The sequence below is a fragment of the Aestuariibius violaceus genome (assembly GCF_040779325.2).
Taxonomy (GTDB): domain Bacteria; phylum Pseudomonadota; class Alphaproteobacteria; order Rhodobacterales; family Rhodobacteraceae; genus Aestuariibius; species Aestuariibius violaceus.
The window spans coordinates 106246-123471 of record NZ_JBFONT020000007.1 but is presented as its reverse complement, the minus strand read 5'-3'; the positions used below and the strand labels follow the sequence as shown (position 1 = coordinate 123471).

The 17226-nt window shown below is 65.8% G+C and carries 18 protein-coding genes; 4 read left to right on the top strand and 14 right to left on the bottom strand.

Features of this window, described 5'->3' with window-relative positions:
- Nucleotides 1–6: 6 nt before the first annotated feature.
- Nucleotides 7–1203, bottom strand: coding sequence for a DegT/DnrJ/EryC1/StrS family aminotransferase (locus AADZ90_RS18150; protein WP_367312032.1), 1197 nt, complete (start codon nt 1201–1203; stop codon nt 7–9).
- A gap of 333 nt (nt 1204–1536) precedes the next feature.
- Here AADZ90_RS18150 and AADZ90_RS18145 point away from each other — a divergent pair, with 333 nt between their 5' ends.
- Complete coding sequence (locus tag AADZ90_RS18145; RefSeq protein ID WP_367312030.1) at nt 1537–1710, top strand: hypothetical protein; 174 nt, start codon at nt 1537–1539, stop codon at nt 1708–1710.
- Between the two features lie 229 nt (nt 1711–1939).
- On the opposite strand, the gene AADZ90_RS18140 is transcribed toward AADZ90_RS18145, so the two are convergent.
- From AADZ90_RS18140 to AADZ90_RS18130, 3 genes are all read right to left on the bottom strand, one after another.
- On the bottom strand, nt 1940–3295 hold the full coding sequence (locus tag AADZ90_RS18140) for a glutamine synthetase family protein (RefSeq protein ID WP_367312028.1): 1356 nt from the start codon (nt 3293–3295) through the stop codon (nt 1940–1942).
- Complete coding sequence (locus AADZ90_RS18135) at nt 3292–3960, bottom strand: type 1 glutamine amidotransferase (RefSeq protein ID WP_367312027.1); 669 nt, start codon at nt 3958–3960, stop codon at nt 3292–3294. Before AADZ90_RS18135 ends, AADZ90_RS18140 begins: the two co-directional genes overlap by 4 nt.
- 159 nt (nt 3961–4119) lie before the next feature.
- Nucleotides 4120–4746, bottom strand: coding sequence for a LysE family translocator (locus tag AADZ90_RS18130; protein ID WP_367312026.1), 627 nt, complete (start codon nt 4744–4746; stop codon nt 4120–4122).
- A gap of 990 nt (nt 4747–5736) precedes the next feature.
- Here AADZ90_RS18130 and AADZ90_RS18125 point away from each other — a divergent pair.
- Nucleotides 5737–6432 carry a DNA helicase gene (locus AADZ90_RS18125; protein WP_367312025.1) on the top strand — a complete coding sequence of 232 codons (696 nt, stop codon included), beginning with the start codon at nt 5737–5739 and terminating at the stop codon, nt 6430–6432.
- On the opposite strand, the gene AADZ90_RS18120 is transcribed toward AADZ90_RS18125, so the two are convergent.
- The 7 genes from AADZ90_RS18120 to AADZ90_RS18090 form a co-directional block, all read right to left on the bottom strand.
- Nucleotides 6429–7232, bottom strand: a complete 804-nt coding sequence (locus AADZ90_RS18120; protein ID WP_367312024.1) for an ABC transporter permease — start codon at nt 7230–7232, stop codon at nt 6429–6431. The genes AADZ90_RS18125 and AADZ90_RS18120 overlap by 4 nt on opposite strands.
- A complete protein-coding gene (locus tag AADZ90_RS18115; RefSeq protein WP_367312023.1) occupies nt 7229–8083 on the bottom strand; it encodes an ABC transporter permease in 855 nt (284 codons plus the stop codon). Before AADZ90_RS18115 ends, AADZ90_RS18120 begins: the two co-directional genes overlap by 4 nt.
- A 3-nt stretch (nt 8084–8086) precedes the next feature.
- The gene (locus tag AADZ90_RS18110) at nt 8087–8902 is read right to left on the bottom strand and encodes an alpha/beta fold hydrolase (protein WP_367312022.1); all 816 of its coding nucleotides are present in this window, start codon (nt 8900–8902) and stop codon (nt 8087–8089) included.
- 39 nt (nt 8903–8941) lie between these two features.
- Nucleotides 8942–9664 carry a transporter substrate-binding domain-containing protein gene (locus AADZ90_RS18105; RefSeq protein ID WP_367312021.1) on the bottom strand — a complete coding sequence of 241 codons (723 nt, stop codon included), beginning with the start codon at nt 9662–9664 and terminating at the stop codon, nt 8942–8944.
- Nucleotides 9665–9693: 29 nt separating this feature from the next.
- Nucleotides 9694–10473: an ABC transporter ATP-binding protein gene (locus AADZ90_RS18100; RefSeq protein ID WP_367312020.1), complete on the bottom strand. Its 780-nt coding sequence runs from the start codon at nt 10471–10473 to the stop codon at nt 9694–9696.
- A 98-nt stretch (nt 10474–10571) separates the two neighbouring features.
- Nucleotides 10572–11354, bottom strand: a complete 783-nt coding sequence (locus AADZ90_RS18095; protein ID WP_367312019.1) for a phosphate/phosphite/phosphonate ABC transporter substrate-binding protein — start codon at nt 11352–11354, stop codon at nt 10572–10574.
- Entirely contained in the window at nt 11351–11797 is a 447-nt protein-coding gene (locus tag AADZ90_RS18090) for a tellurite resistance TerB family protein (protein WP_367312018.1), read from the bottom strand. The genes AADZ90_RS18095 and AADZ90_RS18090 overlap by 4 nt, the downstream gene beginning before the upstream one ends.
- A gap of 205 nt (nt 11798–12002) precedes the next feature.
- On the opposite strand from AADZ90_RS18090, the gene AADZ90_RS18085 reads away from it, so the two are divergent.
- Entirely contained in the window at nt 12003–12767 is a 765-nt protein-coding gene (locus tag AADZ90_RS18085) for a MipA/OmpV family protein (protein WP_367312017.1), read from the top strand.
- Here AADZ90_RS18085 and AADZ90_RS18080 read toward each other — a convergent pair.
- The 3 genes from AADZ90_RS18080 to secG form a co-directional block, all read right to left on the bottom strand.
- Complete coding sequence (locus AADZ90_RS18080) at nt 12764–13633, bottom strand: PhzF family phenazine biosynthesis protein (RefSeq protein WP_367312016.1); 870 nt, start codon at nt 13631–13633, stop codon at nt 12764–12766. The genes AADZ90_RS18085 and AADZ90_RS18080 overlap by 4 nt on opposite strands.
- Nucleotides 13633–15276 carry a CTP synthase gene (gene pyrG, locus AADZ90_RS18075; RefSeq protein ID WP_367312015.1) on the bottom strand — a complete coding sequence of 548 codons (1644 nt, stop codon included), beginning with the start codon at nt 15274–15276 and terminating at the stop codon, nt 13633–13635. The genes AADZ90_RS18080 and pyrG overlap by 1 nt, the downstream gene beginning before the upstream one ends.
- A 158-nt stretch (nt 15277–15434) precedes the next feature.
- On the bottom strand, nt 15435–15797 hold the full coding sequence (secG, locus tag AADZ90_RS18070; RefSeq protein ID WP_367312048.1) for a preprotein translocase subunit SecG: 363 nt from the start codon (nt 15795–15797) through the stop codon (nt 15435–15437).
- Nucleotides 15798–15928: 131 nt separating this feature from the next.
- On the opposite strand from secG, the gene AADZ90_RS18065 reads away from it, so the two are divergent.
- Nucleotides 15929–17221: an adenylosuccinate synthase gene (locus AADZ90_RS18065; RefSeq protein ID WP_367312014.1), complete on the top strand. Its 1293-nt coding sequence runs from the start codon at nt 15929–15931 to the stop codon at nt 17219–17221.
- Nucleotides 17222–17226: the final 5 nt, after the last annotated feature.

Here is a 17226-nt window from a genome sequence, read left to right as displayed (position 1 = left end):
AGGCTGTTAGGCAACCTTAAGATTTGGTGAACGCACCGTGCGCATGGCGCCGATCAGGGCGGTCGCGATGGCGTCGCAATCCCCGATCGTCAGCCGCGCGGGGAGGCGGAGGTCGCAGGCGGTCATGAGCATTGCGCGCGTTTGCGGCAGATCCCAGTCGCGGTTCAGGAACTGCCAGTTCCAGTAGGCGCGGGCGTTGTCGGTGCTTTGGCCGAAGATCTGGACCTTGACGCCGCGGGCGGCGGCCTCTTCCGAGAAACGCTGCTGCTCGGCCTCGTCTAGGCCGGTAAGGTTAAACTGCAGTGAATCCGGGGCGCGGGTTTCCTGGGGCAGGGCCAGGGGCACGTCGAAGCCGGGCTGGGCCGACAGGCGGGCGGCGACGTGATCGTGGTTGCGCAATCCGTCGCGGCAGCGGCGCGGAATTTCGGCGAGTTGCGGCCGGATGATTGCGGCGGAGAGGTTGGACAGACGCAGGTTATAAAGGGGCAGGCGGTTCTGCCAGCGCTTGAGCGCGTCAGTCAGGTCCTGGTCCGCCTCATGCTTTTTCCACATATGTTCATAGGCGCCGGACATAATGATGGCGCGCGCCACGAGGTCGGCATCGTCGGTGACGAGGATCCCGCCTTCGCCCGCATTCACCAGCTTGTAGGACTGGAAGCTGAAGCAGCCGACGCGGCCGAGCGTGCCGATCTTGCGGCCGTTCCAGAGGGTGCCGAGGGAATGGGCGGCGTCTTCGATAACCGGGATCTGGCGCGCCTCGCAGGCGGCCATGATCGCGTCCATGTCGGAGGTGTGGCCGCGCATGTGGCTGACGATGACGGCGTGGGCTTCCGGCAGCTTCGCCGCGAAGTCCTTGAGATCAATGCGATAATTCGCGCCGCATTCGACCAGGATCGGCTCGTAGTCCGCGTGGACAATGGAAGACGGGACGGCGGCGAAGGTGAAGGCGGGGATCAGGACCTTGGCCTTTTCTGGCAGGCCGAGGGCGCGAAGCGAGAGGAAGAGCGCGGCCGAGCAGGACGAGACGGCGAGCGCGTAGCGGGTGCCCATGAGCGCCGCAAACTCGGTCTCCAGCAGAGAAACGGGTGCGTTTTCAGAGGTATAGCGGAAGAGGTCACCGGATTGGAGGAGGCGGTCGATCTCGGCCCTTGCGGCCTCGGGGATCGGTTCGGCGGTGTGGACGTCGGGGATCTGGCTGCTCATCTTTTGATTCTCCGAAGGTCATTTTCGGATTACCTAACAGATGGTGGCAGCTCTGGCGAGGGTTTTCGGGGATGCGGCATCCGGTCGGCATCCGGTCGGCATCACGTCGGAGGGAACCGGGCGTTGCGTGGGCGTTTGTTAATGAAACAGGCTGATGCGTTAACTCTTGGTGGAAACAAAAGGCCGAAATGAGAGCGATCGTTGATCGGGATCTACCGCCGAAAGCGTTGCGTCATGCGAGGTGAGAGCGCTGTCTCGTAAGATGAGAGGGGCCGAAAGCGTTGCGCGCTCTACCTTTCAAAACGGAGCATCAGAGAGGACGAGCAGGTGCCTATGACGACCAGAAATGCTTTCATCATCCTGATGTTGGCGATGCTGACGGCCTGTGGTGCCGCCGGGCCGAGCCAGGTTACGCCTGGCGGGGTGGGTGTAGACGCTTTGGGCAGCGGCAACCCCGACCACGGAAGAACCGAGGAGGACAACGAGGACGACGGTGTCGATATTTAGAGCGGGATCGTTCGAGCGGCACGTCGCTGAAAGGTCCCGCCCGGTGGCGACGCCGAGCGAGGCCCGACCGTTCGGGACGCTTTTGCCGCGCCACTGACGCGACGGTCGTCCCGAACCCCACGGGTCGGGCGCTGCCCTTGGATCGTCACGTCAACCGTCATCCTTTGACTGCCGGAGATCCCCGCTTTCGCGGGGATGACCGGAAGGAAGGGCGGTGGTGGCCGTCCCCTTAGACGTTCAGCAGCAGATGCTCCCTTTCCCAGGGCGAGATGACCTGCAGGAATTCGTCGTATTCGGCGCGCTTCACGATGGAATAGACGCGGGCGAAGTCGGGGCCGAGCACCTCCTGCATCTCGGGCGTGCCGTCGAAGGCGTCGAGAGCGGCGAAGAGACCGCGGGGGATATCCTCCTCGGCGTCGTAGGCGTCGCCTTTGAATTCGGGGCCGGGGTCGATCTCGTGGATCATGCCGAGATAGCCGGTGGCGAGTGAGGCGGCGATGCCGAGATAGGGGTTGCAATCCATGCCGGCGAGGCGGTTTTCGACGCGCCGCGCCTCGGGCCCCGAGACGGGGATGCGGATCGCAGTCGTCCGGTTGTCGCGGCCCCATTCTAGGTTGATCGGGGCGGCGTGGTCCTTCACGTAGCGGCGATAGCTGTTCACGTAAGGCGCCAGCAGGGCCACGACGGAGGGGAGGTAGCGCTTCATGCCGCCGATGAAGTGGCGGAAGGCGTCGGTTTCGGTGCCGTCGGGGTTGGAAAAGATGTTGTGGCCGTCCGGGCCGAGCACCGAATGGTGGATGTGCATGGCCGAGCCCGGCTCGCCCTCGATCGGTTTGGCCATGAAGGTGGCGAAGCAATCGTGCTTGAGCGCGGCCTCGCGGATCAGGCGTTTGAAGTAGAAGACCTCGTCGGCGAGATAGACGGGGTCGCCGTGGCGCAGGTTGATTTCGACCTGTCCGGCGCCGCCTTCCTGGGTGATGCCGTCGATTTCGAAGCCCTGTGCCTCGGCGAAATCGTAGATGTCATCGATCACGGGGCCGTATTCGTCGACGGCGGACATGGAATAGGCCTGGCGCGCGGCGGCGGGGCGGCCCGAGCGGCCCATCATCGGTTCGATCGCGGCGGAGGGGTCGACGTTGCGGGCGACCAGGTAGAATTCCATCTCGGGCGCGACGATGGGGGTCCAGCCCCTGTCGGCATAGAGCTGCCAGACCCGCTTGAGCACGTTGCGGGGCGCAAAGGGGACGGGGGTGCCGTCGTGGTTATAGGCGTCATGGATGACCTGCAGCGTCCAGTCGCCGGTCCAGGGGGCGGCGGTGGCGGTCGTCATGTCGGGCTTGAGGACCATGTCGGGTTCGGTGAACCCGCCTTCGCCCGCCGCCTCGCCCCAGCCGCCGGTGATGGTCTGGAAGAAGATGGAGTTCGGCAGGAAGAATTCGCTTTGGCGTTCGAAACGCGAGGCCGGGACGGCCTTGCCGCGGGCGATGGCGGCGAGGTCGGGGATGAGGCATTCGACCTCGTCCAGCTTGCGGCCCGCCAGGTAGGCGCGGGCGGCGTCGGGGAGGGTGTCTGTCCAGTCGGTCATTGCTTGAGATGGGCCGCGATGCGGGCGGCGATCCTGGTGCTGTCGGTGGGGTGGGCGAGGTCGGCCTGGGCCTGTGCGAGCTGGTCCGCCGGGACGGCCCCGCCGCGATGGGTGATGAGCCCTTGCGTGAAGGCTGCGTCGAACTCCGGGTGGGGCTGGATCGTCAGGATGTGATCGCCATAGGCGAGGACGGCGTTTTCGCAGAAGGCGCTTTGGCCGAGGATGCGGGCCTCCGGCGGGAGCTTTGTCACCTGGTCCTGGTGCCAGGCGTTGAGGTGGAGGTGTTCGTTGTCCAGCGTGTAGCTCTGGCGGCCGACGGACCAGCCGCCGGGGAATTTCTCGACCGTGCCGCCGAGGGCTTGGGCGATGATCTGGTGCCCGAAGCAGATGCCGACGAGGGGTTTTTGGGCGGCGTGGATGTCGCGGATCAGCTCTTCGAGCGGGGGGATCCAGGGGTGGGGCTCGTAGGCGCCGTGTCTGGAGCCGGTGATGAGCCAGCCATCGGCATCGTCCGGGCCGTCTGGGAAGGCGTCGTCGACGACGCTCCACGTGGTGAAGGCGAAGCCGTGACCGCCGAGGAGGCGTTCGAAGAGGTCGTTGTAATCGCCGTGATCCGGGAGGAGGGCGTCCGGTGCATGGCCGGTCTGGAGGATGCCGATCTTCATTGCGGGCCTTTCGTCTTGCGGCCGATCTAGCATGGGGGCGCTGCTCCCGCCACCGCCCGTTCCGGGCTGAGGAGCGCCCGGAGATTGGTCCAGTGGACCAATCTCAGCGACGAAGGGTCGAAGACCAAGGCCCTGAGGTATTTCCGGCAAGATGAGGACTTACGAGCTGCGGGTGAAGGCGGAGCGGATGAGGCCCGCGCCTGCGGCGGCGAAGAGGGCGGCGGCTGCGGCGTCTATGGTGCGGCGGAGGCGCTGGTATCCGGCCATGATGCCGGGGAGGGAGAAGGCGAGGGCGTAGCCGGTGTAGTTGAGGGCCCCGATCGCGGCGCAGAGGAGCGTCGGAAGGATCAGGTGTGTGCCGGTATCGCCGGTGCCGAGGCCCATGGAGAGGGCGGCCATCCAGGCGACGACGGCCTTGGGGTTCGAGAGGTTGAGGATCAGACCGCGGGCGATCCAGCGGCCCTTGCCGGGCTCTGGCGCGGGAATGGCGTCGGGGCTGAAGGCGGAGCGGCCCGATTGCCAGGCGAGCCAGACCAGGTAGGCGCCGCCCGCGAGCTTGAGGGCGGTCAGCGCCGTGGCGGAGCCTTGCAGGAGAGCGCCGAGGCCGGTGGCGGCGACCAGGCCCCAGATGGCCAGGCCGGCGGCGAGGCCCGTGCCGAAGAGCAGGCCGTTCCGGCGGCCTGCGCGCATGGCGACCGTAGCGACGGCGAGATTGGCCGGGCCCGGGGCGACCGTCACGAGGAAGAAGGCTGCGAGGATCGCGGTGAGGTCGGTGAGGGCTGTCATGAGGGCTCCAGTCGGTGTGGATTCAGCAGAAGAATGGTGACGACGTGGCAGATGGCAAGCCATTTGGCGTCTTCGTCGGGCAGGGTGGTCGCCCGCTTTCGTCTGAGATGGCGGGGGCATTAAGGTTAATGCTTGAGGGCCTTTGAGGGATTGAGGGGCGGGAGCGCGGCGTCGGGGATCGTTTGCGTGATGGCGGTCTATTGATCGATCGGGTTCTACTGTGTTCCACCTTGGGCGGGAGTATTTGGAGCCAGATGAAGGGTGGGCCTTTTTCGTAGGGCGCGTGTTAAGGTTACTGCCTTGGCCTTGGGGCCGATTTGGCGCGCCGGGGATGGTTTGCTGGCAGGCGCGTCTTCGGGCAATTGGCGCTTCGGGTGATTTGCCTTCGGCAGGTCCAGATGAAGGGAGGCGCCCTACGCTGGCAGGCGGGCATTGAGGTTAGTGCTTTGGGTCTTGTGGCAGATCCGGTTTGGCGGAGATGGTTTGTGGGGGGCGGCTTTTTGGATCGATCGGGTTCTACTGTGTGTCACCTCCGGCGGGAGTATTTAGGGGCCAGATGAAGGGCGATGTTTTGCGTTGTGAGGCGGGCGTTAAGGTTACTGCCTTGGTCGTGGGGGTCGATTTGGGGTTTTGGGCCATGGGTCGCCCGTGGGCGAGTCCGCTACCGATGGGATATTGGCGTGTTCGACCTCTGACGGGCATGTTTGCGACCAGATGAAGGGCGCGCGCTTTGCGTCGTGGGGCGGACGTTAAGGTGAGTGTCTGGTTCCCGGGGTGTTCGGGGATGGTCGGCTGCGAAACAGGTCGAGGCTTTGTGCGGGTTGAGCGGATCGGCCGCGCCGGGTTAGGGTCTGGGTGTGGGCCTTGCTCGGGCCTCCGCCCTCCTTTGGGAAGCAGGTGACCTGCGGAGCGGGTTTCGATCGACGCCACTCTGATCGGGCGGGCGCGTAAGGGGGGATCGCGGCGACTGCCTGTCGAGGAGGTGTTCCGATGCGGCTGTCCGCTCCGATTTTTCGACTGAAACGTCAGGCCAGGGTGATGGCGCGGGAGGAGGGGGTTCCTCTGCACGTTGCTTTGGACCGGATTGCCGTGGCGGAGGGGTTTCGGGCGTGGAGCCATCTGGCGTCTGCATCCGGGCAGCGGCCCGCGGAGCGGGTGCTGGCGGAGCTGGAGCCGGCCGATATGGTGCTGCTAGGCGCGCGGCCGGGGCATGGGAAGACGTTGCTGGGGCTGGAGATCGCGGCCTTGGCGCCGCGGCTGGGGCGGACCGGTTTCTTCTTCAGCCTGGAATACAATGAGCGGGATGTGACGGATCGGTTTGGCGCGCTTGGCGTGGCCGGGGAGGCGGTGATCCTTGATATGTCGGACGAGATTTGTGCGGCCTATGTATTGGACCGGTTGGGCTCGGCCGGGGGGCAGGCGCTGGTTGTCGTCGATTACTTGCAGCTTCTGGATCAGAGGCGGGCCAACCCGGGACTGGCGGAGCAGCTTGGGGAGCTGAAGGCCTATGCAGCACGGGCGGGGGCGATTTTCGTGCTGATCTCGCAGATCGACCGGGCCTTTGAGGGACGCGGGGCGGTGTGTCCGGGGCCGGGCGATATCCGGATGCCGAACCCGTTCGACCTGAGGCTCTTCGATCGGATGTGCTTCTTGCACGACGGGCGCCTTGCGATGGAGGCGGCCTAGCGGATGATCTGCGCAAGCATGCGGGGACGGGCGGGGGCCGTGCCGAGGTGGCGATTGAGGCGGCGGTTGGCGAGGCCCATGGCGGTGATGATGACGAGCGTCAGCAGGATGAAATAGCCCGCGAGGATCGGGTAGGGGACGAACGGGTTGAAGGTCTTGTCGGCGAAATAGCTCGCGTAATAGAGCGCGTCGCCGCGCTGCTGAGATGCCGGGAAGCCCGAGAAGAAGACCAGGGTGGTGGCGTGGAAGAGGAAGATCGCCTCGTTGATGTAGGCCGGCCAGGCGAGGCGGAGCATCGTGGGCCAGACGATGCGGCGGAAGCGGCGCCAGCCGGCGAAGCCGTAGGCGTCGGCGGCCTCGATCTCTCCCCTCGGGATGGAGCGCAGGGCGCCGTAGAAGATTTCGGCCGAATAGGCGGCGGTGTTGAGGAAAAGGACGAGGGCTGCGCCGGCCCAGGCACTGGTCAGCCAGTCGAGGCCCAGTTCGCTTTGCCGGAAGCGCAGGAACAGGAAATAGGCGAGGAAGAACTGGATGAAGAGCGGCGAGCCCCGGAAGACGAGGATGAAGGCGCGCGAGGGAGCGTTGAGGATCCAGCGGGGGCTGGCCTTGCCCAAGGCCACGAGCGTGGCGAGGATGAAACCCGAGGCGAGCGCGACCACGCCGAAATAGACGTTCCAGATCAGGCCGGAGCCGATCAGGGTGAACTGCTCGCAGAGCGTGATATCCTCTTGCGGGAGGCGGCGTTCGCCGTAGCCGAGCGAGCGGAAGGCGTAGGCCTGGATCGTGTCCCAGCAGCTCATCCGGCGAAGGCCTGGCCGTGGCGCAGGCGCGTGGTGATGCGGGCGAGCACGAGTTCCGAGAGCTTGGTGAAGGCGAGGTAGAAGACGAGCAGGAACAGGAAGTACCAGATGCGCCAGTCGCCGTGCGGGTAATCGGTGAAGCGGGGGGTCTTGGCGCCGCCGAGTTCGCGGGCCCAATAGACGATGTCTTCGACGCCGAGGAGGAAAAGGAGCGGCGTGGCCTTGATGAGGACCATCCAGAGGTTCGAGAGACCCGGCAAAGCATAGACCCACATCTGCGGGACGAGGACGCGCCAGAAGGCCTGGCGGCGGGACATGCCGTAGGCCTCGGCCGTTTCCATCTGGGCGCGGGGGACGGCGCGCATGGCGCCGTAGAGGACGTTGGCCGCGAAGGCGCCGAAGACGATGGCGAAGGTGAGGGTGGCGATCAGGAAGCCGTAGATCTCGTGCACCCATTGGGGCGCGGAGGAGAGCGGCAGCTTGGCCGAGGGGCAGACGACGAAGTCGTTGCCGCGGCGGATCGGGTCGGACCAGTCGGGGCAGAGCGCCTGGTGGCGGATCCACTCGAACCCCTGGTCGAGGGCGATGACGAAGAACAGGAAGAAGGCGATGTCGGGGATGCCGCGGACGATCGCGATATAGGTCTTGCCGAGCCAGGAGACCGGTGCCGGGCCGCGGGCGGCGGCGGCGCCGGCGAAACCGAAGAGGAGGGCTGCGGGGGCGGTGATGGCAAGCAGGAGCAGGACGGTGCCGAAGCTGGCCCAGAAGGCCATGTGCTTGCCCGTCGTCAGGTAGCAGGCCATCCAGCTTGCGCCGTCGAGGGTCGAGGGATCGGTGCAGAAGGAGAACATGGGTTACATGCCCTCGAGCGCGTTGTGGAGGGCGCGTTCGACGGTGGCCGGGTCTTCGAGTTGGGGCAGATGGCCGAGGCCGCGGAGGGGCGTGAGGTCGGTGCCCATCGCCTTGGCGAGGGCTTCGCCGCGGGAGAGGGGGATCCAGGGATCATCTTCGCCCCAGAGGATGCGGGTGGGGCAGCGGGCCTCGCTGAAATGGGGCTCGACCTCGGCGGTGTAGCGTTCGTCGGCCATGGCGAATTGGGCGTAGAACGCGTCTTTGCCTTTGTCAGTAAGCCAGGGGGCGGCGAGTTCCTTTCGGTCGTCCCCGGCGATTTCATGGGCGAGGGCGCCGCCGATATAGGCGGCGACGAGGGCCGCATGGATATGAGGCGGGAGGCCGGTGAAGGCGTCGATATGGCGGCCGACATGGTCGAAGAAGTCCGAGCCCCAGGGGCGCATGGCGACGACGTTCATCAGGACCCAGCCGGCGTAGTCGCGGCCGTGGAGGAGATGGGCGCGAAGCGTGACGGCGCCGCCGAAATCGTGGGCGATGACGAGGGGGCGATCGAGGTTCCAGGCGGCGAGCATCTCGCCAAAGACCTCTCCCTGCACGTCGAGGGAGGCGGGGCGGGAGCCGCCCATCTGGGAGCGGCCGAAGCCCGGCATGTCGTACCAGTGGACGCGGTAGTGCTGCGCCAGCCCGGGGATGATGCGATGCCAGGCGAACGAGGACCACGGCCAGCCATGGGCCAGGACCAGATCGGGGCCCTGACCGGCGCGGCCTGCGGCGACCGTTCCGGCGGAGGTCTGGTACTGCTCATCAAGCGCCCACATGGGAAAGCGTAAGGGGCGCCGGAGCGCCCCCTGCCGGGATCATTCGTAGATAGCGGCTTCTTCGCCGAACCATTCGATGATGAGGGCGTTGAGCGTGCCGTCGTCCTTCATCGACTGGATCGCGGCGTCGAGCGCTTCGCGCAGTTCGCCATCGGATTCGCGGATACCGGCGCCGACGCCACCGCCGAGGGGGACGTCGTCGCCCACGAACATCAGGTCGGCATTCTCTTCGACGACCGGGACGAGGTAGTCCTTGTCGGCGAAGACGGCGTCGGCTTCGCCGTTGCGGACGGCGGCGACGGTTTCATCCGGTGTGGCGAATTCCAGCAGCGTGGCGCCGGAGGCGGCGACGTGAGCGGCCTGGATCGTGTTGACCTGGGCCGCGATGACACCGCCGGTCAGGTCGGCGCCTTCATCCATCCCGGCGTAGGCAGAGGCCGCGGGCGGGATGTAGTTCTGGGTGAAGTCGATGACCTCGTCGCGTTCGTCGGTGATCGACATGCCGGCCATGATGACGTCGTAATTGCTCGACACCAGGTTGGGGATGATCGAATCCCAGTCGTTGGTGACCCATTCGCAGGTGAGTTCGGCGCGCGCGCAAAGCTCGTTGCCGAGCACGATCTCGAAGCCGTCCACGTCGCCCGCATCGTTGATGAAGTTGTACGGAGGGTAGGCGCCTTCGGTGCCGAGGCGGACAACGTCCTGGGCCATGGCAGCGGTGCCGGCGATGGCGAAGGCCGTCGTGAGCAGAAGGGTTTTCATCTTGGTTACTCCTTGTTGGATGCTTCTTTTTATGCGGCCATGGTCGAGGAGAGGAACCCTCGCAGCCGTTCTGTCTCTGGTTGTTCGAAGAGCCGGTCGGGCGCGCCTTCCTCGCCGACGCGGCCCTGATGCAGGAAGACGACATGCTTGGACACGTCGCGCGCCATGTTCATGTCGTGGGTGACGAGGATCATGGTGCGGCCTTCCGCGGCGAGGTCGCGGATGACGCGGACGACCTCTTGTTCCAGCTCGGGGTCGAGGGCGGAGGTGGGTTCGTCGAAGAGAAGCGCCTTGGGTTCCATGCAGAGTGCCCGGGCGATGGCGGCGCGCTGTTGCTGGCCGCCGGAAAGCTGGGCCGGATAGGCGTCGGCCTTGTCGGCGATGCCGACCTTGTCGAGGTAGCCGCGCGCGGCCTCTTCCACCTCTGCCCGGTCGCGGCCGAGAACGGAAACGGGCGCCTCCATCACGTTCTGCAGGATGGTCATGTGGGCCCAGAGGTTGAACTGTTGGAACACCATCGAGAGGTTCGTGCGGATGCGGAGAACTTGCTTGCGGTCGGCGGGGTGGCGGTTCGACCCAGCTCCGCGCCAGGTCACGGGTTCGCCGCAGAAGATGACTTCGCCCTGCTGACTGTCCTCGAGCAGATTCGCGCAGCGCAGGAGGGTGGATTTGCCCGAGCCGGAGGAGCCGATGAGCGAGACGACATCGCCACGGCGGGCGGTCACGTCGACGCCCCTGAGAACTTCGAGGCCGCCGAAGCTTTTGTGCAGGTCGCGGATTTCGAGGACGGGGGCGCTGTCGGCTGTCACGGGAACGGGTTGGCTCTCAACTTTTGACGCTGCACTAGGCCGCGAAATGGCGGGAAATGCAATGTGTTGCTTGCTGAAAGCTGTGTGATGCCGCTGCGTCAGCCCGTTCGTGCAGCAGTGGCAGGCGGGATCGCTTCGGGATCGGGCGGCAGAAGGGTGGCGCGGTAGGTGTCCACCGGTATCTCCACCAGGCCGTGGAGGTCGAGAAGCGCGCGGTCGGCGTCGGGCAGGGCCGAGATGGCAAGCGCGAGCGCTGAGCGGATCGGTTCGGGATCGCGGGAGGCGGCGGTGATGAACGGGGTGGCGGGTGTGGGGGCGGTGCGGGCGGCCTCTTGCAGTTGGTCCGCCTTCGGATCCCAGCGGGCGATCATGCGCCAGGTCTGGGCGTCGATGCAGGCGATGTCCGCATGGTTTTCCAGGACGGCCGTGGCGGAGGCGCGGTGGCTGCCGGTGGCAACCAGATCGGTGAAGGTGACGCCGTTGCTGGCAGCGAAGGCCTGTGGTGCCGCGTAGCCTGATTGGGAATTGGGGCTGTTATAGGCAAGCCGCAGGCCGGCCCAGTCAGACGGGCTGATGCGGTTGTCGTCCGCGCGGAGGACGAAAACGCTGTTGTAATAGCCGGGCGGGCATCCGGGGAGCTGGTAATCCGGGGCACCGAGAATCGTTGCGACCCCGTCGAGGCGCATCCGCCAGGGCAGGGCGCAGCTTTGCGACAGAAGAAGATCGGGGTCTGTCCAGAGATCCCAAAGGCTGTCGGCCTCGGTCAATTCTTCAGGAGATTCAATGCCCTGCGCCCGCAGGTCGTCACGGATCGTGGCCCACAAGCGGCCATAGGCGGCGCGGTTTTCCGGCCGCAGATACATCGGGAAACTGGCTGTCATGCTGACCGGCGTGCCTCCACCCGCTGGCGGGCCAGCGCGCTGTCCTGATCGGTGACGCCGAGCATGGGGGCCACGAGACGGAGGAGGGCATCCTCGGCCTCGTCCCGTTCGCCATCGGCGAGGACGATGTCCCAGAGCGCCTCGAGCACGCCTTCGCGATCCTCGTAGGGGACGGCGTCCTTGATCGCCCGGGTGAAGCGGACGGTATCGGGGGCGTCGTGTTCCAGCGCCTCGCTTTGGGCGCGGAGCTTGGCCGCCTCGACCGGGTCGAGGTCGTAGCGCTTGGCGAGGATGCGGTCGATGCGCGCGATCTCGGCCTGGTCATAGTCGCCGTCGGACTTGGCGATTCGCACGAGAAGCGCGGCAAGGGCGAGACGCGCATCCAGCTCGGGCAGCGGGTCGGGGTCGGGCGCGGTGAGGCGCTTTAAGAAATCGGCAAACATGCGCCGGGATATATGGCGTCGCGCAGCCAGGGCAAAGACCCTTCGACAGAAGGGCTTTCGGCGGCCGTGTGTCAGGTGCTGCCGGATGGGGTGATGTGCGGGCACATCACAGTCCGGTCAGCGCTTAGAAGGCCACTTGATATGCAATAGCAAGCGGCTAAGTTGCGGAGATGACGGCACTTTCACCGTCTGCGGGAGCGATACGATGCGGATAGCGACCTTTCTGGCCGTAATACTTGGGGCTGCGCCATCCGTGGGTGTTGCCCAGACCGATTCGGTCTCGGGCAATGGTGTGACGTTCAGCATTGGTGTCGGGGCAGAATCCAGACCGGAATATTTTGGATCGGACGAAAACGAGGTTGAACCGCGGTTGTCGTTCCGGATGGACGAGTTGCGTCTGGGGACTTTCGGGTCCGGCGGCAATCCGGAGAATGGACTCGGCTTTCGCGGCTCGGTCCGGCTGATCGGCGAGCGTGACAGCGACGAGTTCGACGAACTCGACGGGCTCGACGATGTGGATCAGACGATCGAGCTTGGGCTCGGGCTGGTGTACCGCCAGCCGGGCTATGAGGTGTTCGCCGATGTTCGGCGCGGCTTCGGCGGGCATGAGAGTGTGGTCGGCGAGGTCGGGGCGGATGCGATCTTTACCCCGAGCAATCAGCTGGAATGGCGGTTCGGGCCGCGCGTGTTCATCGGGTCGGACGAATATGCCGAGACGTATTTCGGTGTGTCCGAAGATGAGGCGGCGGCGAGCGATTTCGACGCGTTCGATGCCGAGGGCGGCGTGCTGTCGGCGGGGCTGGAACTGGGGATGACCTATCAGTTCAACGAGCGCTGGGCGGTCGATGGCGCTGTCGGCTATGACCGGTTCCTGGGCGATGCGGCGGACAGCCCGATCGTGGAAGAAGGCAGCGACGAGCAGTACACGGCGCGGCTGGGGCTGATGCGGACATTCTCTTTCGGGTTCTAGACGCCCGGGACGGTCACATTTCCTGAACTTATCGGTACGGCCTGTCCGGCGATGCGGACGGAGGTGAGTTGGCCGTTCGTGACGGCAGCTGTCGCATGGATGTGGCTGGGGCGGCCCATTTCGACACCTTGAAGGATGTGGAGCGATGTTTCGCCGTCGGGCAGCGCGGCATTGGCGAGGAGGTGTGCCTGGAGGATCGCGGCGGCGGAGCCGGTGGCGGGGTCCTCGGGAATGCCTGCGGTCGGGGAGAACATGCGGGTGCGGTAGTCGCACTCGGTGCCGGGTGTGTAGAGGTAGCCCGCGTCGACGCCGCACTCGTCCATCAGTTTCGACCAATGGGGTTCAATGGGGCGGGCCTTGGCCAGCGCGTCGAGGTCGGTGAGGGGGATGAAGACAAAGGACGGGCCGCCTGTGAGGACGCCGGGTTGGTGGGGCCCGATGGCCTTTGGCGGCAGGTCGAGGGCGGCGGCGATGAGGGCCGGATCGGCCTGCGCGCCGGTCGCTGCGGGCAGGATCGGGGCGGTGAACTCGGCTTTGCCGTCCGCAATGGTGACGGGAACGAGGCCGGCCTCTTCCTCGAGCGTGATCTCGGTCAGGCCGAGTTTTTCAGCAAGGAAGAGCGCGCAGCCGACGGTCGGGTGGCCTGCGAAGGGGATCTCGGCCGTGGGGAAGAAGATGCGGACGCGGGCGGTGTGGGCCGCATCGCGCGCTGGCATCACGAAGATGGTTTCCGAGAGGTTGAACTCGGCCGCGAGCGTCTGCATCTGCGCGGTTGTCAGGTCGCCCGCGTCTTCGACGATGGCCAGCGGGTTGCCGGCAAAAGGTGTGTCGGTGAAGACGTCCCAGACGTGATAAGGCAGGCGCATCAGACGAGCCGCGAGGTTTCGACCGCGGCGCGGACGAAGTCTGCAAAAAGAGGGTGGGGCGCGAAGGGTTTGGACTTCAGTTCCGGATGGAACTGGACACCGATGAACCAGGGGTGATCCTTCCATTCGACGATCTCGGGCAGGCGTCCATCCGGGCTCATGCCTGAGAAGCAGAGACCCTTTTCCTCAAGCTGGTCGCGGTATTTGATGTCGACTTCGTAGCGGTGGCGGTGGCGTTCGGAGATCGCCGTGGTGTCGTAGACCTCAGCCACCTTGGAGCCTTCGGCGAGCGTCGCGTTATAGGCACCGAGCCGCATCGTGCCGCCCTTGTCGTCAAGCACGTCGCGGGCGATTTTCTGGTTGTCCTTGATCCATTCCTTGAGGTGGAAGATCACCGGTTCGAAGCGGTCGCGGCCCGCCTCGTGGTCGAACTCCTGGGACCCTGCGTTTTTGAGGCCGACGACGTTGCGGGCGGCTTCGATCACCGCCATCTGCATGCCGAGGCAGATGCCCAGATAGGGGATCTGATGGGTGCGGGCGAATTCGGCGGCCTTGATCTTGCCCTCTGTCCCGCGTTCGCCGAAGCCGCCGGGGACGAGGATCGCGTGGAAGCCCTCGAGGTGGGGCGCCGGGTCTTCGCGTTCGAAAAGCTCGGCATCGACCCATTCGATCCTGACCTTGACGCGGTTGGCCATGCCGCCATGGGTCAGCGCCTCGGCGATGGATTTGTAGGCGTCTTCGAGCTGGGTGTATTTGCCGACGATGGCGACCTTGACCTCGCCTTCCGGGTTTTCGACGCGGTCGGCCACATCCTCCCACCGCGAGAGGTCGGGTTTGGGCGACGGCGAGATGCCGAACGCGTCGAGGACGGCCTGGTCGAGCCCTTCCTTGTGGTAGGCCAGCGGCGCCTCGTAAATCGATTTGAGGTCGTAGGCGGCGATGACGCTGTCGGGGCGGACGTTGCAGAAAAGCGCGAGCTTTTCGCGTTCCTTCTGCGGGATCTCGCGTTCGGAGCGGCAGACGAGGATGTCGGGTGCGATGCCGATGGAGCGGAGTTCCTTGACCGAGTGCTGGGTGGGCTTGGTCTTGAGCTCGCCCGAGGCGGCGATGTAGGGCAGCAGCGTGAGGTGCATGAAGAGGCACTGGCCGCGCGGTTTGTCCTGGGAGAACTGGCGGATCGCCTCGAAGAAGGGCAGGCCTTCGATATCGCCGACGGTGCCGCCGATTTCGCAGAGCATGAAATCGACCTCATCCTCGCCGATCGAGATGAACTCCTTGATCTCGTTGGTGACGTGCGGGATCACCTGGATCGTCTTGCCGAGGTAGTCGCCGCGGCGTTCCTTTTCGAGCACGTTGGAATAGATGCGCCCGGACGAGACGCTGTCGGTCTTGCGGGCGGCGACGCCCGTGAAGCGTTCGTAATGGCCGAGGTCGAGGTCGGTTTCGGCGCCGTCATCGGTGACGAAGACCTCGCCATGTTCGAAGGGCGACATCGTGCCGGGATCGACGTTGAGGTAGGGGTCGAGCTTGCGCAGGCGCACGGTATAGCCGCGGGCCTGGAGAAGCGCGCCGAGGGCCGCCGAGGCGAGCCCCTTGCCGAGCGAGGAAACCACGCCGCCGGTGATGAAGATGAAGCGCGCCATGTGTCTGGATGACCCCCGTGAGTGCCGGTTTCGGGCGCTGCGAGGCCTTCGGGCGACGCAGCATCACGGGATTTAAGCTCTAGGAGATTCGCCCGCGATTGGCAACAGGACCGCTATATCCTGCGGACGTTTTTAAAAAGTGCTCTATCCGTTGTGGCTTAGTCGGCCAACGGGGCGAGGGGGGCGTCAGCCTCTTCCGGCGAGGGCGGAAGGAGGAGTTCACCATCGAGCGGGGCGGGTTCTTCTGTCGCCTGGCTGCGCGGGACGTCACGGAGCCGGTCGACAACCGAAGCGCCTTCGGTGTTCTGCGCGGCGATGATGGTCAGCGTCATGGAGGTGACGATGAAGGCCGCGCCAAGCGCCCAGGTGATCTTGTGGATGCCCTGGGTGGGCGGACGTCCCGAGGCCGTGCCGCCGCCGCCGCCGATCCCCAGGCCGCCACCTTCGGAACGCTGCAGAAGAACAACGCCGATCAGCGTCAGCGCGAGAAGGAGGTGTACGATGAGGACGACGTTTTCCATGGAAATCCCGATCTGGGTGATGGAGGGCAGATAGGCCATCGGCGCACGCGCCGCAACCCGTGCTTTTGCGGGTTTCGGGCGTTCCGCAGGGTCGCTAAGAGGGGCGCCGGAATGTCGCGAGGAGAAGCGGAATGGCCAATGTCGTAGTCGTCGGCGCCCAGTGGGGCGATGAGGGGAAGGGCAAGATCGTCGATTGGCTGAGCGAACGGGCCGACGTGATCGCGCGCTTTCAGGGTGGGCATAATGCCGGCCACACGCTGGTGATCGACGGCGAGGTCTACAAGCTGTCGCTTCTGCCGTCGGGCATCCTGCGGGAAGGCAAGCTGGGCGTGATCGGCAACGGCGTGGTGCTGGACCCGTGGGCGCTGGTCGAGGAGATCGCCAAGATCGAAGCGCAGGGGGTGCGGGTGAGCCCCGAGAACCTGATGATCGCCGAGAATACGCCGCTGATCCTGCCGGTCCACGGAGAGCTGGACCGGGCGCGGGAGCAGTCGAACGCGGTGGCCCGGATCGGAACGACAGGCCGGGGGATTGGCCCGGCCTACGAGGATAAGGTGGGCCGCCGGGTGATCCGGGTGGCGGATCTGGCGGATGAGGCGACTTTGGATGCGCGGCTGGGGCGGCTTCTGGTCCATCACGACGCGTTGCGGCGGGGGCTGGGCATGCCGGAAGTGGATGCGGGAGCGTTGAAAGCCGCGCTGATGGAGGTCGCGCCGAAGATCCTGCGCTTTGCCGCGCCGGTCTGGAAAGTGCTGGACGAGAAGCGGCGGGCGGGGCGGCGGATCCTGTTCGAGGGGGCGCAAGGGTCACTGCTGGATGTGGATTTCGGGACCTATCCCTTCGTGACCTCGTCGACCACGCTGGCCGGGATGGCGGCGACGGGGACGGGGTTGGGGCCCGGATCGGTGGGCTTCGTGCTGGGGATCGTGAAGGCCTATACGACGCGGGTGGGCGAGGGGCCGTTTCCGTGCGAGCTGCATGACGAGATCGGCGAGCACCTTGCGCGCGTGGGCCGCGAGAAGGGGACCGTGACCGGACGGTCGCGGCGCTGCGGCTGGTTCGATGCGGTTCTGGTGCGGCAGACCTGTGCGCTGTCGGGGATGAACGGGATCGCGCTGACGAAGATGGACGTGCTCGACGGGCTGGAGGAGCTGAAGATCTGCGTCGGCTATGAGCTGGACGGCGAGCGGCTGGATTACCTGCCGACGGCGGCGGAGGCGCAGGCGCGGGTCGTGCCGGTCTATGAGACGATCGAGGGCTGGTCGGAAAGCACCGCGGGGGCCCGCAGTTGGGCGGAGCTTCCGGCGAATGCGATCAAGTATGTGCGGCGGATCGAGGAATTGATCCGCTGCCCGGTGGCGCTAGTGTCAACCTCGCCCGAGCGGGAGGATACGATCCTCGTGACCGACCCGTTCGCCGATTGACGGAG

Bases quoted from the DNA above. Each gene is read 5' to 3' on its own strand.
- AADZ90_RS18085 (WP_367312017.1), top strand. From the start codon at position 12,003: ATGCGGATAGCGACCTTTCTGGCCGTAATACTTGGGGCTGCGCCATCC.
- secG (WP_367312048.1), bottom strand. From the start codon at position 15,797: ATGGAAAACGTCGTCCTCATCGTACACCTCCTTCTCGCGCTGACGCTG.
- AADZ90_RS18120 (WP_367312024.1), bottom strand. From the start codon at position 7,232: ATGAGCTGCTGGGACACGATCCAGGCCTACGCCTTCCGCTCGCTCGGC.
- AADZ90_RS18130 (WP_367312026.1), bottom strand. From the start codon at position 4,746: ATGACAGCCCTCACCGACCTCACCGCGATCCTCGCAGCCTTCTTCCTC.
- AADZ90_RS18140 (WP_367312028.1), bottom strand. From the start codon at position 3,295: ATGACCGACTGGACAGACACCCTCCCCGACGCCGCCCGCGCCTACCTG.
- AADZ90_RS18105 (WP_367312021.1), bottom strand. From the start codon at position 9,664: ATGAAAACCCTTCTGCTCACGACGGCCTTCGCCATCGCCGGCACCGCT.
- AADZ90_RS18125 (WP_367312025.1), top strand. From the start codon at position 5,737: ATGCGGCTGTCCGCTCCGATTTTTCGACTGAAACGTCAGGCCAGGGTG.
- AADZ90_RS18115 (WP_367312023.1), bottom strand. From the start codon at position 8,083: ATGTTCTCCTTCTGCACCGATCCCTCGACCCTCGACGGCGCAAGCTGG.
- AADZ90_RS18145 (WP_367312030.1), top strand. From the start codon at position 1,537: ATGACGACCAGAAATGCTTTCATCATCCTGATGTTGGCGATGCTGACG.
- AADZ90_RS18135 (WP_367312027.1), bottom strand. From the start codon at position 3,960: ATGAAGATCGGCATCCTCCAGACCGGCCATGCACCGGACGCCCTCCTC.
- pyrG (WP_367312015.1), bottom strand. From the start codon at position 15,276: ATGGCGCGCTTCATCTTCATCACCGGCGGCGTGGTTTCCTCGCTCGGC.
- AADZ90_RS18065 (WP_367312014.1), top strand. From the start codon at position 15,929: ATGGCCAATGTCGTAGTCGTCGGCGCCCAGTGGGGCGATGAGGGGAAG.
- AADZ90_RS18110 (WP_367312022.1), bottom strand. From the start codon at position 8,902: ATGTGGGCGCTTGATGAGCAGTACCAGACCTCCGCCGGAACGGTCGCC.
- AADZ90_RS18095 (WP_367312019.1), bottom strand. From the start codon at position 11,354: ATGACAGCCAGTTTCCCGATGTATCTGCGGCCGGAAAACCGCGCCGCC.
- AADZ90_RS18080 (WP_367312016.1), bottom strand. From the start codon at position 13,633: ATGCGCCTGCCTTATCACGTCTGGGACGTCTTCACCGACACACCTTTT.
- AADZ90_RS18090 (WP_367312018.1), bottom strand. From the start codon at position 11,797: ATGTTTGCCGATTTCTTAAAGCGCCTCACCGCGCCCGACCCCGACCCG.
- AADZ90_RS18150 (WP_367312032.1), bottom strand. From the start codon at position 1,203: ATGAGCAGCCAGATCCCCGACGTCCACACCGCCGAACCGATCCCCGAG.